General features: G+C 57.3%; 13 protein-coding genes. 6 read left to right on the top strand and 7 right to left on the bottom strand.

Annotated elements, in window-relative coordinates:
- Window positions 1-1,303 precede the first annotated feature (1,303 nt).
- The 4 genes from IVA92_RS01040 (at window position 1,304) to IVA92_RS01025 (ending at window position 6,782) form a co-directional block, all read left to right on the top strand.
- A complete protein-coding gene (locus tag IVA92_RS01040; RefSeq protein WP_247281307.1) occupies window positions 1,304-2,023 on the top strand; it encodes a MerR family transcriptional regulator in 720 nt (239 codons plus the stop codon).
- A 1,367-nt stretch (window positions 2,024-3,390) separates the two neighbouring features.
- The gene (gene hisC, locus IVA92_RS01035; RefSeq protein ID WP_247281337.1) at window positions 3,391-4,467 is read left to right on the top strand and encodes a histidinol-phosphate transaminase; all 1,077 of its coding nucleotides are present in this window, start codon (window positions 3,391-3,393) and stop codon (window positions 4,465-4,467) included.
- A gap of 215 nt (window positions 4,468-4,682) precedes the next feature.
- Entirely contained in the window at window positions 4,683-5,711 is a 1,029-nt protein-coding gene (locus IVA92_RS01030) for an LLM class flavin-dependent oxidoreductase (RefSeq protein WP_247281306.1), read from the top strand.
- Window positions 5,712-6,491: 780 nt separating this feature from the next.
- Window positions 6,492-6,782 carry a hypothetical protein gene (locus IVA92_RS01025; RefSeq protein WP_247281305.1) on the top strand — a complete coding sequence of 97 codons (291 nt, stop codon included), beginning with the start codon at window positions 6,492-6,494 and terminating at the stop codon, window positions 6,780-6,782.
- An 801-nt stretch (window positions 6,783-7,583) separates the two neighbouring features.
- On the opposite strand, the gene IVA92_RS01020 is transcribed toward IVA92_RS01025, so the two are convergent.
- From IVA92_RS01020 to IVA92_RS01010, 3 genes are all read right to left on the bottom strand, one after another.
- The gene (locus IVA92_RS01020) at window positions 7,584-7,766 is read right to left on the bottom strand and encodes a hypothetical protein (RefSeq protein ID WP_247281304.1); all 183 of its coding nucleotides are present in this window, start codon (window positions 7,764-7,766) and stop codon (window positions 7,584-7,586) included.
- Window positions 7,767-7,830: 64 nt separating this feature from the next.
- Window positions 7,831-8,100, bottom strand: a complete 270-nt coding sequence (locus IVA92_RS01015) for a transposase (RefSeq protein ID WP_247281303.1) — start codon at window positions 8,098-8,100, stop codon at window positions 7,831-7,833.
- A 61-nt stretch (window positions 8,101-8,161) separates the two neighbouring features.
- Complete coding sequence (locus tag IVA92_RS01010; protein WP_247281336.1) at window positions 8,162-8,824, bottom strand: transposase; 663 nt, start codon at window positions 8,822-8,824, stop codon at window positions 8,162-8,164.
- A gap of 795 nt (window positions 8,825-9,619) precedes the next feature.
- Between IVA92_RS01010 and IVA92_RS01005 the strand changes: the two genes are divergently transcribed.
- A complete protein-coding gene (locus IVA92_RS01005; protein ID WP_247281302.1) occupies window positions 9,620-10,357 on the top strand; it encodes an outer membrane beta-barrel protein in 738 nt (245 codons plus the stop codon).
- A gap of 451 nt (window positions 10,358-10,808) precedes the next feature.
- Here the strand turns inward: IVA92_RS01005 and IVA92_RS01000 are convergent, their stop codons facing one another.
- The 3 genes from IVA92_RS01000 to metC form a co-directional block, all read right to left on the bottom strand.
- A complete protein-coding gene (locus IVA92_RS01000) occupies window positions 10,809-11,018 on the bottom strand; it encodes a helix-turn-helix domain-containing protein (RefSeq protein WP_247281301.1) in 210 nt (69 codons plus the stop codon).
- Window positions 11,019-11,065: 47 nt separating this feature from the next.
- Window positions 11,066-11,488 carry an autoinducer binding domain-containing protein gene (locus tag IVA92_RS00995; RefSeq protein ID WP_247281300.1) on the bottom strand — a complete coding sequence of 141 codons (423 nt, stop codon included), beginning with the start codon at window positions 11,486-11,488 and terminating at the stop codon, window positions 11,066-11,068.
- Window positions 11,489-12,557: 1,069 nt separating this feature from the next.
- Complete coding sequence (gene metC / locus IVA92_RS00990) at window positions 12,558-13,784, bottom strand: cystathionine beta-lyase (RefSeq protein WP_247281299.1); 1,227 nt, start codon at window positions 13,782-13,784, stop codon at window positions 12,558-12,560.
- A 1,593-nt stretch (window positions 13,785-15,377) separates the two neighbouring features.
- On the opposite strand from metC, the gene IVA92_RS00985 reads away from it, so the two are divergent.
- Window positions 15,378-15,914, top strand: coding sequence for a transglycosylase domain-containing protein (locus tag IVA92_RS00985; protein WP_256464989.1), 537 nt, complete (start codon window positions 15,378-15,380; stop codon window positions 15,912-15,914).
- Here the strand turns inward: IVA92_RS00985 and IVA92_RS00980 are convergent.
- Window positions 15,872-16,315 (bottom strand): arylamine N-acetyltransferase, encoded by a 444-nt coding sequence (locus IVA92_RS00980; protein WP_247281297.1) that lies wholly within the window; start codon window positions 16,313-16,315, stop codon window positions 15,872-15,874. The genes IVA92_RS00985 and IVA92_RS00980 overlap by 43 nt on opposite strands.
- Window positions 16,316-16,339: the final 24 nt, after the last annotated feature.

Genomic DNA, 16,339 nt, shown 5'->3' with positions numbered 1-16,339 from the left:
CGGTAACATGATTTGCCTATCTTACCCAAAGCATCTATGTCCAGCGCTCGCAGACCAAAGCGATACTGTTCGAGGATGAAACTGAGTGAGCTTCTGGACGAGCAAGCCATTACCCGCGACAGCTGGACTGTGCTGCCCAACACTGATCCGGCTCACCTCTGGATATGCGAGTTATTGCTGTAGGAGCTATGGCACGTCATTGTTTTCCCGGCGCGGCCGCGCGGCGCCCGGGGCCTGTTGACCTGTTTTGAGCGCCTCCAGGTCCAACGGATACGGAGCGATCCTTCAAGGCTCGGTCCTCAATCGCGAGTAACGTTTCGCCAGCCGCGCGAGGTGCGCTTGCGTTGAGATACATGCCGGGAATGGTTTTGCGGCCCGCCTTCTCTCATTCTACCGACGCTTTGGGTCGCGGACTTGCGCCGTTGAAGAGCAGCCATCATTTTGTGGCATTCCAAAACCCGATGTTGCCATGCGCGAACAGCGCCTTCGCGCCGGCAAAGCCATCTCAACAGGACTAGCATCGTGTCGAAAATGCTGTTAGGCGCCGAGCGGGCGGCCGCGTCACGATGTGGTGGTAAGACTGATCTGCGATGATTGACCAATCAACGCCGGCTCGACGATAGACATCAAAGCAAGGATTCGACCGAAAGAGGCCCATCTGATCAGATCAGTACTGTGTCTGGGCCGCCGTTCGTGAAGCCGTGTCTCAAGAGCAAGCGGGGCTGCATGTATCTGCTTTCGCTTCGCGTGGCGATCAGACAGCAGATGGCCCACTGCTGCGGCAGCATCCAGCAGAAATTGCACAGTTTCGGTTAGGGCAGTGTTGGACAAAAGGGAAGCAAACGCCGTGTTGCACAACGGCACCACACGAACGTCCTGTCACATTCTTTCGCGCACGTCGCCGCTCCGTCTCCTTTTTGCCCCACCACAGCCAAACGGCTTCGTCACGTGCGGCGCTGGTGCGACAATCAAAGGAGCTTACTCTTGGATAAGCCGAGCGGAGTCTACGATCCGGAGGATCTCGCGAGCTTGGGAAACCTTTTTGATCGAGCAATCGCGTCTTTACCGACATGCATGCGAACCAGCGAGAATCGCGTGGCGATCGCCAGACTTGTGATGCAACGCGCAGCGAGGGACGAATTGGCGTCGCTGGCGAACTTGATGCTTGCACTTGTCTCGGCCGCTTGATCAACAGCATGCGCTCAGTCCTCCCGGGGGTTCGCAGCAAGAGACCATCATCTAGATCATTGAAATAACTTGATTCTCACGTGACGTCAGGTTGTAGGCTTGCAAATTGAGGACCATGACAAACGCCACACCACGACGGCGCCGATGGCGCATTGGAGAACTTGCAGAGGCGACCGGCGTAACGGTACGCACTCTGCATCACTACGAACATACCGGGTTGCTGACGGTCTCGGAACGTACCGATGGCGGTCACCGCATGTACGATCGTGAAAGCCTACAACGCGTCTCTCAGATTCGCGCGCTACGTGAGCTCGGCTTCTCGCTTCCTGAGATCCGCAAAGCCATCGAGGGGCGGACATCTCTCACGGACCTATTGCGCAACCATCTGGAGCGAATTGAAGTTCAAGTCGCGCGGGCGACACTATTACGGGATCGATTGCGCAATATGACGACCCAAGGTGAGACAGAAGTCAGTGTCGACGAGCTGCCGGCCACGTTAGATGCAATGTCGCGGATTGAGGAGCGTACCCCCTCGGCCATCTGCACGTGCGCCTCTAACGCTAGCCGCGAAGATCGGTGGCGCAAGATTCGGGACGAGCTACGTAGCTGCATGGATCGGGGCGAGCCTCCATGCAGTGATCGGGCAAATGCGGTCGCGCGTCAGGCCCGTTCGCTGCTGACTGAGATCGCAGGAGTTGACTCGACTGTCTCGATGATACTTAAGGTGCTGACGCGATTGACCGAACCACACAATCTCGCGGGCTGGGATGCGAGCCTCATGCGATACCTGGATCTCGCTCTCGCCGCGCTGGAGGACCAGCTGGGAAAGAGTTGACGCACGGGGTTGCCCGCGACTCGGTTACTGCAATGTCTCTAAACCCAATGAAGTGATGCTGATCCTTGTCTGACTGAGGATCGTTGGCCCGTAGCAATTCGCTGCGAATCCGCGTTGTCGGCACTCTTTGGGGTTCTTCGCTCTGTGGATTTTGGCAATCGCCCTCGACGAGCACCCTTCGAAGTACTTGATTCGCACGTAGCGTCACATTGTACCTTCTAAAAGCATCGACGCAGCGGCGGGGCGACCGACAGAGCGCCGGCTAGGCCGACGGAGACTCCAATGATCGGCATCACTTTCGGAAATTCCCGGTGAGAGCGCTGAGCGAGAACAAGTCGGTGGATGATCGTCTTTGGCCGTTGCCGGCGACTGCACAAAAGGCACGCTCTTTACCTTTATGCCGGACTCGACGACGAATGCTGCAGGGGCAACCGTCGTCGCCAAGCTCAAGGGTACGAGCCTATCTGCCGCAGGTTGCACGCTCTAGATGCCGCAGTTCAAGCATAGGCAGGCTCAGTCAAACGGACGGGCACCTTCGATGCCACGCGGGTCGCTGCGGTCCCTACTTCGGGCTCAATCGATACGGCCATTGCCACGTCCAATTCGACTCCAAGCGAGACAATGCCGCTTCTGGGTTCATCGTTTACCGCTCGCGCGACAATACCGTCGAAGCGGTCGCGCAGACCTGACCGCCCGCACCAACACCGCACGGAGCGTTCGAATGATCAACCATCCTCGACATAGCGATTACGCGCTGCTCACGTGCGTCGCAGTCGCCGCAGTCGCAGCATTTCTCGCCCTGGCGGCAATGCTATCAAAGCTGTCGTGCACGCCCGAACGGCCGCCCGAAGAGTACGTTCCCATTCGCCTGGTGCCACTAGAGTGAGCATCACTTCCACATTCGTAAGGCCGACGAACATCGGTGACTTCTTCCAGCTAGTGAAACTGATGCGCACCTCGCTCTCGGGAGTGAGCTGCCAGGACCTCTTTAGGAGGAACGTAGCTTGTGGCAAGATGTCAGTCTTGCGCAGTCTGTCTGCGGATTACGCGAGTTCAAGCCAAGCGTTAGCAGCGCTGTTCGGCCGAGTGGACGTGGCGTTGCCTCCCCTCGTGAAACAGGTATTCGCTGGAATAACGCCACGCGCCGCCTGATCCGTGCTGATCGCTGCCGGATTTTGGGACGGGCTCTGATCCGGTGCTGCGCTTAGATCTGAGCCCGCCTATGGCACCCCACCCCTCACATTCATGCACACCTTGCGCTTCCCGGCTCCGAACACAGCGCGCGCATCACATAGGCTCGATGAAGGCCGTCAACTGCTCTCGTCGACAAAAGGGAGAACACCAAATTGGATGCAAAACTGCAAACTATGCTTTCCTCGCTCTCGCCGGTGGCTCGCGAATTGGATGCTCTGCCATCCGGGCGACCCACTCTGGATAATACTTGCGTGAAACTGAACACGAATGAGAACCCATTTCCTTTGCCAGCCATCGTGATGCGAAGCGCAATTGCAGCTCTTGAGGCGCAATACCGCTATCCAGAAGACGACAATGTCAGTTTGAGACAAGCGGCCGCAGCGGCCTATGGGATTGCCACTGATCGCGTGATGGCTGGCAATGGATCGTCTGAACTCCTCAGTCTCATTTACAGAGCCTTTCTTGCCCCGGGCGACGGCATCGCAATGATGTCGCCCGGCTTCTCATTCAATCGCAAGCTTGCCATGTTGCAAGGGGCCCGGTTCATTGAAATTCCCTGGTCTGAACCCGACTGCTTGCCGATGGACGAGCTGCTTTTCGGTCCGGCTAAACATGCCAAGTTCATTCTGCTGGCCAATCCGAACAATCCGACCGGAAGCTTTGTTCCGCTCGCTGAGATCGAGCGCCTCGTTATACGATCTGACCGATTGATCGTATTGGACGAAGCTTATGTCGATTTCGCACCTGAGGACGGCCTACGCCTCGTTGAGCGCCATCCGAATCTTTTGGTCTTGCGCACGTTTTCCAAGAGTTATTCCGCCGCTGGCATTCGCGTCGGCTTCGGTTTCGGCCATCCCGAGCTGATTGGGCGGCTTCGCAACCTCCAGAATGTTTTCAACATGAATGTGGTCGCTCATGCCGTAGGCATGAGCGTCCTTGCGCATCGCGACGCCTACGAGGAGAACCATCGCCACGTAAGGCTTCAGCGTCAGCGCGTAGCGGCCGCCCTCTCGGAATTAGGGTTCTCCGTAACGCCTTCCCACGCGAACTTCCTCCTCGCCCGTGTGCCGGTAGGCCAGGGTGGCAGATGGTGGCAGGCGGCGTTGCAAGACCAGAGCGTCCTCGTTGCCTTCTTTCCGGATGCCGGCCTGCAAGAGTGCTTTCGGGTTAGCATCGGTACAACGCGCCAGATGGATGCGTTTCTTGTGGCTGTCGGCAGCATTCTTAAGAAAATGGGATGCCGTGGCTAGTGACCCCTTCCACTCAGGTCACAGATCCCCGTTCGTCATCGATCCGGACCCACACATGATGAAGCTTCGCGACGCAGCCGGAGTCAGTTTTTGTACGATCGGAGCATTGCGAGCTGTTGAGAACGGCTTCGCAGCATATGCACCGCAGTGCCAGCGAGCGCCTCTTGCACCCCAAGACCCGGAGGACTCCGGTCCTCTCTATAGGAGATAACTGAGTGAGAAACGTTCTTCCCTCAAACCTGACCTGCGGCATCTTTGATCATCTTGACGAGGACGGCCCCGATATCGCCCGGCAATACGCGGACCGCCTCGCGCTGGCGGAGGCCTACGACCGGCTCGGTTTCTATGCCTATCATCTGGCGGAGCATCATTGCACCCCCCATGGACGCGGTCCATCGCCGAACTTGTTTCTGTCAAGCGTCATACAACGCACACGGCGACTTCGCGTTGGTCCATTGGTCATGCTGCTCAACCTCTACCACCCGTTGCGGGCATTCGAGGAGATCTGCATGTTGGATCACCTGAGCAGCGGCAGGGTCGAGGTCGGTCTTGGTCGCGGCTCCCTACCGATCGAACTGAGTTATTTTGGGGTTGGAGCCGATGTTGCCTCAAGCCGTTACGAGGAAGCTTCCCAAATCTTCGTTAACGCGATGAATGGCGGCCCGCTCTCGTACGAAGGGCAACATTTTGCGCTGAGCGACGTTCCTTTGACGCTTTCACCTCATCAGCGTCCTTGTCCCCCGACATGGATTGCCACAAATCGGCCAGAGTCCGCGCATTGGGCGGCGGCGAATGGCGCTAATCTGGCGTGCATGGGGCCCTCTTCTGCCGTTCGCAAGGTAACAGATCGCTATCGCGCTCATCAAAACGCCAAGCATGACGCCAACGGTTCAGCACCATTTCTCGCATTACTCCGCATGATCGTAATTGCCAGCTCTGAAGCAGCCGCCCGCTTCCTCGCCGCGCCAGCCTACGAAACATGGCTCAAGAGCTTTAAGTTCCTGTACGAGCTCAATGACATCCCGCCTCCATCCAACCTGCCCCTAACCTTGGATGCCGCAATTGAGAGTGAACTGTGCGTTGTCGGAACGCGCGCTTCGGTGCGCCAAACTCTTCTCGATCATGTGGAAGAGGCAGGCGCCAACTATCTCCTTTGCCAGCTCGCCTTTGGATCTCTGTCACTGGATGCCTGCCTCAGCACAGCAACTGCGATTCACTCCGAGCTCATAGCGGCAGAGCACTGACGGTGACCCAACATCGAATCCAATAAGTTCGTCCTTGACCAGGCAATAAATGGCAACACCGAGGGCCATGAGCACTGCAGCTGGATGCATTTGTCAAGCCGCTCTTATGGTTCAAATGGCTCTTACGCGCATGAGACCCTTTCGACTACATCACCAAACACTAGGCTCAACGGCAATAAATGCCCTGCCTCCCATTTTGGGTGCGTTGACATTGCCCGAGCAGTGGTTTGCCTGGACAGGTGAGTTGGCTCACGCTCATCCCGCTTTGGCGCGCCAGTTCGTCCATTGCATTCCACACGAATCCAAGGTTTGGCTTATCGCCCGGGGGGTTGTCGTGACGCGGTCCTGGCAGCGCTCCGACCAGACGGAGGAGATCGCGCGAGCTCGAGATCGTGCTGGCGGACTTGGCTTCGCTGCGCATTCTGCTGGCTGCGCACGGAATTAGCACCCCTCCACCTCTGCATGAGGACTACCTCACTGTTCAGCGATTCGCAGCGATGAACCACATAAGCTCCGAAGGCGTGCTCTCTCGGATCCGCCGCGGCAAGTTGCGCGCGGAGAAGCGCGGTGGTTGCTGGTGGGTGAAATGCACGGTTTGCACAGCATAGCCGTGCAGTGGCGAGGACAATAAGACAGACGAAATGAACCAATCCGAGATCGCAGCGGACATGTATCCCAGTCATTCGCCTGTTCAGGGTCGCCTAGGCGCCGCTGTCAAAGGGGACAGGTCTGATTTCGCTGGGATGGTCGCCAGAATCTGGCTGGAGAAGGAGATAGCCAATGATGTCACCAAGACTGATGTCAGTCCTCGGGTCGATGGTAGCAGTCGAGCGCATGTTTTGGAAACTTCGAGAATTGATCGATGGCGACAGCTCGATCTCACCTGAAGTTCGAGAGACGCTTCATGTAATACTAGATGCAAAGCTTCTTTCCGCAAAAGATAAGATTATGAGCGACGCGCGCGCTGCGATTGACGCAACTCCTGGTATGCCTCAGGCGGTCCGCGATCGAGCATACAGGTCGCTCGACTTTGCAATGAAAATGTTCATGACCAGAACCGCGCCGCCCTAAGGACCTTTTAAGGAAGTCGGTATCTGCAGCGCTCGTCCCAAGATGCATTGATCCATGCCCCGCTCCAGCGAGCGCTTGCCCGGACACTTTGCTGTGCAGCGTTGGTTAGCCGAGCGGCTTCGATTGAGCTCCTGAGCAGCTATGAAGCTGATGGGAATGGAGCAAGCTTGGGTGCGCAGCTGCCGAAATGCTGCAGGTTGTTTTTCTCGAGCATCCCGAACCAGGCTTCTCTGGCCATCTTTAATGGTCCGCTGCTTCAAGCCAATGTGCGAGTCCCCCTCAGCTCTGTAACTTGATCATCGAAAGGACCGGCCAGGTGTCGTCATTAGGCAGCGGCGTAGGCTCGACTCTGCTCGTGGGAAGCAGCGCTTGAGTTGATCCAGCTCAAGCATCATGATTCGCGTTCCCGAGATGGTTCGATGCCTGGACCTTCACCGAATGGACGGTCGCATGCTGAGCCATTCTTCGGCATGCGCCTGAGCAGTTGACTCAAGAGGATCGGCTCACGCAATCAGTGTTGATGGATCCCTCTTGGCCCATTCACAGCACGGATACCTCGCATCAAAACAATAGATTTTACCAATATTCTCCAAATCCACATAGCTAACCGCCAGCTTTCTGATCCCGGATGGCGGCGCTTGACGCGCATCTGGCCGGTGGCGCGCGTTGTCAATTGGCCCTTTAATTGCGGGTTGTTGTCAAGCTGCTTTCTTTCTCCCCAGTGGCACGCCGGTAGCGATTGCTCCGTCGGAGCTGGTCGGGTTGCGGAGACGGAGCGATCGCGGATGGCGAGACGATCGCCTAGTGGCATTGAATAATCGATGTCGTTGGCGGCTTCGGCGTAACTGGATTGATGTCGTAGCTGGGGTCATGGTCCTTTCCGAGGTCGTGAGCGCGCCTCATGATGATGCCCGGATCGAGCGCCTCAACGTTTGCAGCGGAGTGCGGACGAACCGCCACCAGCCGATTGACCGAGGTCGCCACGACCACCGTCCCAGCGGGACATCGCCGGTCCGGCGGAGCCGGACCAGGAGCTTGGAAAACAGGATTATGCGTCCATCGCCTGGCCCCAGTCGAACGATGTGCCATCGACCCAGATGCAGTGCAGGATTACGGCGATCTTCCGGGCAATCCTCAAGCCAATCCGCTTTGCGAGCTTCATGCCCCAGGCCTTGAGGCAAGACCATTTCTTTGTTCGGTACAGCAGAACTGTTGCGGGTTCGAATAGGTAAGTTCGTAGAAGTCGATCGCCCCAACGAGATATCTTGCCGTTGGTATCAGTTTCACCGGATTGGTTGCGTCGCGGCGTAAGCCCCAATAGGCGCCAACTGTCGAGGCCTGTCGGAAGCGCGAGGGATCATCGATCGTATGACGGAAAGTTAGGGCAGCACGACGCCAACGCCCCGGACCGTCATCAGAAGGCGCGTCGTCTCGTCCTGCTTTGCCAACCGGCGGACTTGATCATCGGACCTATCCTGTTGCTGACAGACGTTCTCATGGATCGACAAGAGCGGCGCTATCACGCTCAGGAGCTGATGATCATCGCCCAAGAGCTCGTGGACCTGGTGGCGGAACTGCAGGCCGATTGCGCGAGGGAACAATACTCCATACTCCTTGATCAGGCTGCGAACCTGGTTCTCGATATCCCGGCGAATGGTCACGAGGCGAGATCGCGCAACGCGTATCGCACGAATCTTCTGACTTTCTTTGCTCTTGACCTTCACCTCCCGGTACGAACCGACCCGCACCAGTTCGGCGAGGCCTCGCGCGTCGTTTTGATCACTCTTGTTCATGCGAACCGACAAGGGTGCGTGCGCATGCCGAGCGTCGATACAGACAACGGGAAGATCAACCCTGCGACGTTCGTGCCACAGCCAACTCGCCATCGCGCCAGTCTCGAATCCGATGAGCTCGGCATGGGGCGCATGCTTGCGAAGCAGGCTGGTCAACGCGCCCGGATCGCATTTGGCCTTTCCTCCGGAAGACATGTCTGGCACGCGAGTTAGCGCTTGAACTGAATGCGACGGCGAGCACGACAGCATCGACAAGGAGCACCTTTCACTCTCCCGCGGCATCTACGCCGCTTCGATGCCCGGGGCTATCTGCACTGGGCGAGAAGAGAGATCCAGAGTTATCGCACGACTTCGACTTTCATCTCGCGCAGGATCAGCACCGCATTGACCGTGACAAATGCTTCCTGGCCGAGTTCGATTCACCTGAACTCGCCTACCTAAACTGAGAGGTTTCGAAGGTGAGGCTTCCCTCCTAGAACTCGATCCGCGATAGTCAGTACAGCGGATGCATCATGAAACCTGACGAGCGCCTAGCCGAGGTCCTTGAGAATAGCGGGTGTTTTGATGATGAGGCAGGGGAGGTGTGGGCACAGTGCCTCTCACCCACTGAGCGGCTGGCGTATATTCGCAAGCATCGCTCTCACTTCCGGTTCGCAGATTACGATGAAGTGACAGCTGTTGTACGGGGTCGGCGCTTCACCGGTTGCTCATCGCAGCTCCTTCGATGGCGTCACAGGATCAGAGCAAGAGCGTTGCAAAGCGCTTTGCTCTTTTCGGTTGCGGTGTGGCTGGGCGTCATGTGGCTTGCGGTGCGCTTCATCCGCTGAGATCAGCAACCCGCTTTTCGCCCACGCTTACGCAATCTACGTTCGCACGCGAAGGAGCATAGCGAGGCAGTTGAAGATGATCCGCAACGCCGCAACCTGACGCAGGGTTCGGTTCAAGCATTCCTTTCGGCCCAAATGTTGCGATGCAGCTACAGCTATTCGCGCGGATGTTGTTAAGACGCGCGAGGCTCGGGGCACTCAAGACATGAGAGTAGAAATGAAGAACTTGTTGCTTGCGACTGTAAGCATTGTGGCGCTTGGCGCGGTGGCGCCCGCATTCGGTGCGGATCTGGCTGCGCAGCCCGTCCAGCCTCTCTATACCAAAGCTCCGCAGCCTGTTGCGGCTACGATCTACGACTGGAGCGGCTACTACGTCGGTATGAACGGCGGCTTGGGCTCAAGCTCGAATTGCTGGGACTTCAATGGCGGCACGCCTGAGGGCTGCCATGATGCGACCGGCGCTACTGTGGGTGGCCAGATCGGCTATCGAAGGCAGATGGGCCAGATCGTGCTTGGTGTTGAAGGCCAGGGGAACTGGGCTGATTTGACTGGCTCGAATGACAGCGTCGCGTTTGCGGATATCAACAAGACCAAGATTGATGCGTTCGGCGTGGTAACGGGGCAGTTCGGTTATGCCGTGGACAACGTATTATTTTACGCCAAAGCTGGTGCCGCAGTGACGAGCAATACCTATCAGATTAGCCCGACCCTCACGGGCGCGCAGCTTGGGAAGAGCGACCACATTTTTTGGGGTGGTGCATTGGGAGCTGGGATTGAGTACGGTTTCGCGCCGAACTGGTCGGTCAGTCTCGAGTACGACCACCTATTCATGCAGCCCGGAGCGGTGCACTTCCCCACGCCCGCAGGCGGAACCGATCGCATCCGCCAGGATCTCGATCTTCTGACTGCACGGCTCAACTATAAGTTCGGCGGCCCGTTTCTTCTGAAATATTGATCCGCAGTACGAACGGCGGAAGCCCCGGCCCATGGCCGGGGCTTGTTTTTTGCGAGGGCGGGTCCCAGGCGACTAGGTTGTCGCAATTCAAGCCCAAAAACTGCTCCCATATTGGACGAGTGGCGGCATCCACAACCAACCAGCTTGCGAAGATCACTGTCGCACGCGTGTCATCGATGCGGCGAATGGTGTCCCGTCATGGCCAGTCCACGTCGGATTTAGGCAATCGTGCGAACCTCTCACGCATCGAAGACACAAACAACCCTCGGCGGGATGCGCATCGAGGCTCCCGAAGACGATCGAGATGACAGGCTTGTCAGCTATTCGCGGCAACAGCATCTTCTGCACCTTGGGCTGAACGTCCTCGCTGCTATTGTCATATTGTCACGCTGGTCAGATCGCTCGCTCGTGACTCCGGCATAGCTCGATACGGGGCAGCGGCGCCGAAACGTCAGATAAGACCGAGGCGAATCGCCTTAGCAACGCAATGGGTACGGCTGTTCGTCTCTAGCTTTCGCATCGCGTTCTTCAGGTGAAAGTTCACGGTATTTTCACTTACTCTCAGGATGACTCCGATTTCCCAGGATGATTTCCCCTCTTCCACCCAGCGGAGGCAATCCTTTTCTCGTTCGGATAGGGCCACTTGGATTGGATATGGCATCTGCCCTCCGATGACGGCGCGATTTCTGCAAATGCATGATGAAACTGCTAAGCCAATGCGTTGAGACGACTGAGGCGATACTCAGGGTCGACATCGTCGAACCTGGATGCAAAGGATGCGACAGATAGTTGTCCAAATGGTCCGAACAGTGGTACGGTTACGCCGTGCTTCAGACCGGCCTCTTTGGCCTCGTTCAACACACGCATTTCGCCGGGTTGCAATTGATATTTGTGAGCAAGTTGATCCCATAGAAACGGAGCCGACTGCATCGTCGTACGCCGAACCACGGGATCGATGGCATTGTATCGGCGTTCAGCATTGCGCTCGCACCACGCGGAAGGAAAGTTCACTGTCACGGCGGCTGGCAGATACTCTGGCCGGCGGGTCGGCTCCGCGTCCGTCAGCGCCCCGTAAGCGACTTGACTGAAGCCCTGTTCGCTCGAACAGCTCACAAGCAGATTGAACAACACCTCGGGAGATCGACTCTGTTTTGCGCATTCGATGAAGCAAAATAGATCGATTTGGTGCCTCCGCCACCGACCTAGGCAACCGGTGCTGCGTCTTTTGAGTGGATCGATTTGGGCAGGGGCCCTGCGCCACTTCAGCCTCCTCTCTGCGAAGTGCCCGACCGAACGCGACAATCATACTTCTCGTCATGAGCTGCAATCGACTTGGCTGAGATCGGATAGTTGCTCGATAAAGAACATTGTGCATGCGCTTCTTCGGGAGGAGGCGGACCTGAAGCGTCCAGCAAATGTCGTACCAGCTGAGGCGCCAGGAGCAGTGCCGCAAAAGCACGAGTGCTGGAGAACTGGGGACGCAACGTTCACTGTTAGAATTCGGACATTCGTCGCAAGAGAGACAACCTTGTTCGCGCTAGCTGAAAAATATATGTTGCATCGGCAAGTACGCGAACGATCGTTTACGCGTTGGTCAGCCTCCCGCCCCTGCCCCGGGGGCCAGCCGAGCTAGCTAGGCCCAGCGCCCGCGTCATAGGGCGCAGAGGCAATTAGACGCAGAAATGGCATGCATCCGCTGCGATACCGGTCTGCCATGGCGGTCGCGCCGTACCGAACGCAACCCTGGAGATCCCCGGTTGCGCGATCGCGTATTGCCAAGCGCTCGTGTTCAAAAGCACCCGGACATGTTTGGGCGAGCGAATCATCCGAATACGGCAATGGCACCTGCGGCTTAAATGACATTCACCTGACCGCACATCATGGGCGTTCTGTTCACGCACATTGACAGACAGAAGCCGTGCGCATGGTCTTCCTGCACGGGGCTGGTGCTCCACCTCGGAGATGCACGGCCATAAATCCGCTTTACAAATGGTAGATCATCGGTCCGCTCGGCCAACATGCCCAGAACTCGCGACCGTCTGCACTACTGACATCTGCTCGGATTCCAGTTGCCGCGTTTCGGGCGGAGACGAGTTCGGGCGTGATCTCGCGACGATAGTGGCTCGTTGTGCGGTAAGCATAGCACCCCCAAGCGTCGCTTTTATCGGTCTCCTCCGCGCCATCAATACTGCCCTTGAAATCACCCGTCTCTGCTCTCATCCTGGTAAGCAGCGTCGCTCACGCAGTGTTCGCAGGCGGCTTGCAGCGCCTGATGCATGTCCGCAATGAGATCACTCGGCCCCTCGATGCCGGCGTGAATACGAATCAATGGTCCATCAAATGAAACCGTTGCTTCCGTTCGTTGAGGACCATCGACAGGCAGCACAAGGCTTTCGTACCCACCCCACGACAATCCGATTCCAAAAAGGCGCAGTTTCTGGAAGAAAACCGAAAGCTGGGCCTTGGAGATAGGCTTCAGAACGACGCCGAATAGGCCACTTGCACCCAAGAAATCCCGCTTCCAAATATTGTAGCCAGGATGGTTTTGGAGCGCAGGGTGTAGAACCCGGCCCACTGCCGGGTGGTCTTCCAGGCTTTGAGCCAGCTTGAGGCCATTTTCGTAATGCTGCCTCATGCGAACGGCTAGTGTGCGCAGTCCACGAAGAGCTAAATAGATGTCATCTGGCCCAGCAATCTCCCCGAAATGATGAGCGCTTTGCTGCAGGAGCGGCCACGCTTCCTTGTTAGCGGTAGCAATGCCCAGAAGGGCGTCGGAATGACCAACGATATACTTGGTCGCGGCATGGATCGAGATGTCGACGCCATGGAGAAAGGGTTTGAAATAGAGCGGCGTCGCCCAAGTATTGTCCATGAGCACGAGCGCACCCGATTGATGTGCGATCGCGCACAGCGCGGGCAGATCCTGTACCTCAAACGTCATGGACCCCGGGGATTCCAGGTACACAGCTCGCGTTTTTGTCCCAATCTTCGCGAGTAGATCCGAAGGCTGAGTGGGATGGAAGTACTCCACCTTGACCTCAAATCTAGTTAGAACCTGGTTCGCGAACATCCTCACCGGTTCATAGACGTTATCGCAGATCAAAACATGATCTCCGGCCTTCAGGATCCCGAGAAGTGCGTGGGAGCACGCAGAGAGCCCCGAAGGGAACAAGATCGAACGATACCCGCCCTCCAGTTCACAAATGGCAGCCTCGAGAGCACGGGACAACGGTGAGCCGAATCGTCCGTAGTTCGTCACTGGATTCTGCTTGCGCCTATCCCACTCTTCGAGGGTTTCCGAAACGATCGTGGAACCTCGATAGACAGGAACATTGACCATCCCGGCGTGTTTAGCGGGCGCGCGACCGAGATGAGACAATTGCGTGTTGGGCTCTGGCAAGAGTTTATCCCAAGCGATGCGATCCATACCTCTCCTATCTGGGATCGCGTCGCTTAAATGCGCGGCGAATGCCCACTACTATAAATCTGCAACTCGTCTCAGGCGCTACAACTCGAGAACTCTGTATCGTATCCCAACCTTGGAGCAGCTCTCTTCCCAGATCGAAAGCGCTGTCGACCGCACAGTGAGACCGCGCCGGACCGAGCTCCCCGAAAATCGGCGGTCAGCTTCATTCAGCTCTACAGTGGGTCCATCACTACAGCAAAGGGCGGGCCAGACGCGCCGGCTGCGCGCTGCAGGCGGATTAAGCCGGACTGGTCGCATGCCTCGGCCACCAGGCGGATTTCTTGTCGGACAAAAGACGCTGCATGTGGGCTCCTCGCCAAATCGGCTAAATCGGGACGATCTTGATGTGGGTTGACAATTGCACTTCTATGAACTCGCGCGTTGGCGTTTGTTTTTGCAGCTTCCCAATGAAGGCCTAGTTGCTGCACTGCTTATAGCCAAGCGCGGAGCATGATTTGCACCATTTAAGCCACGTTGCGATCGTTACGCCGCCGTCATGCAAGTTCGTGGTGCAAGAGAATTTCGCAGCCCCACTACGCTGAATGATCACAACTAACAAGAACCGACACCTGACTGAATCGAGAGCTGGCCCTTAGCGGACTTGAATCGTACCTGGCGTCAAGTTGTACCAACCAGCGGTTCGATTCTTCGAACCGAGACACATTCCGGGCTCAAGGTGCCGGCGCGGCACATTGAGGATCTGCGAGGCGCGCTTGAGATGATGGTGGCAGCTCTTATTGTCCTTTCGATTGTCGCCGCCGGTGGGGCCAGCTACGGCGTCCGCACTCGGCGTTTTCGCAGCCGACGAGAGCGCGCGCGGCTGCATATGGCTACGGCCCGCTCCGCAGAGAGCTGCAGCAGTCACGCGCCGTCGCGCAACTCGCTCGAGCAACCCGCCTGCTGGCAACCAGAACCACATCTTGCGGACCAGAAGCGCTCGACAATAGCCCGCGAGGGCTAAACAATTCACGCGCCTGGGATCTCTTCTCATCTGCAGAATTCGCGGCCGGCCCCCTCGGCAAGGTGCAGCTGATGCGCGAGTTCTTACGTTGTGCTGCGGCGTGTCGCGGCTCCAGAACTACGACAGATGCGTTTCTTCGGCGGGGACGTCCGAACGGAGCGGCGTCCCGCAAGCGGCACGCGTTTCGACGCGCTAAGTTCAAATAATTTGAAACGCAAGCGCGTCAGACTATACCGCGAAGACGAACCCCAATCCAAGATCGGATGATGGCTGAAGCCAGGCGTGTCTATTCGATTGCCTGCATGCTAACGAAGCTTATGCGCGGTGCGAGGCTTGGTCGCCGATCTTTGCGCTGTACGATCGTCGATCCGCTCTCGGAGGCCTTAACGTTCGGGCTCATCAGCCTCATACTATCAATGATCGTGGCAAACCCCGCTTTTTCAGAAAAGCAGGTGATCAGGAATGCAGCGAGGGCGCCGATCCCACACTCTGTCTGCCGGAATGCCGCACCGGTCTGACCAGCGCTTGCGCGACGTACAGCTCGATTTCAGTGAAGGAGCTTCCGGACGTCCTAGTCAAGGCGACCCTGGCAACTGGGGGATCGCCGCTTCTATAGCCATTTCGGGATTGACCTTACCGCGATCGCGCTCTCATTGCATGCCGGCCCGGGCACAAACGCCGTGCGCTCGTCCATTACCCAGCAGGTTGCGAAGATTCTATTCCCCTCAGATGAACGCAATTTGGAAGTCAGGATTCAGGAGGCGCTTGTCGCAATTTGGCTCGAATGGCGGCTCAGCAAGGATGAAATCTTGAAGGTCTACCTAAACCCTGTGCAGATCGGACGCGGCATCTTCGGCGTCAGTGAAGCTGCGCAGAGTTATTTCCACAAGCAGGTTCAGGATATCGAACTTGGCGAATCAGCCCTGCTTGCCCGCCTGATAAATGCGCCACTAGATCTACCTTCGCATGTTGCTCTTCCGGATGCGCGTGCGCGTGCAAACCTGGTTCTGGACACCCTCGTCGAGACCGGGCTCATCACTAATGATCAGCTGTTCGCGGCAAAGCAACATCCGGCGCGCCTGATCCTTCATGCATCAGGACGCGTTGCCGAATTGAAGAAATCGAGATGAGCGTGATCTCGCGGAAGATGATTGCCATTGCCGCCAAGGAGTGGAGGGTAGCACAGCTGATTGACTGCTTGGTATCGCACCCCGTAATGTAACTGGCGGACCGCGAACCATTCATCTTCGTTCTTGCGTTCAAGTACGAGCTCTCCACTGGCGGGGTCGGCCCTCAGACGAAACACGTCATGGCCAACTATTTGCTGCTCCTTCGTATCGATTCGTAGCGGTGCAATCGGTGCCGGACCGGGAAAGCCGGCATCGGCAAGCCAGTCGCAGTCCTCTATGGTCACGATCAATGCCTGATGTGTGCGTGGGCCACCTTCCGGAGCCCCCATGCGCCCCCTGCAAAGAATGGCCCGGACCGTGAAATCGAGTGCTTCGAGCGCCAAGCCAAACAACTTGTTCAATTCGAAGCAATAGCCGCCTCGCCG

The sequence above is a fragment of the Bradyrhizobium sp. 154 genome, from assembly GCF_023073875.1.
GTDB lineage: Bacteria > Pseudomonadota > Alphaproteobacteria > Rhizobiales > Xanthobacteraceae > Bradyrhizobium.
Note: the sequence above shows the minus strand (reverse complement) of the source record. Positions and strands in the feature narration are given on the sequence as shown.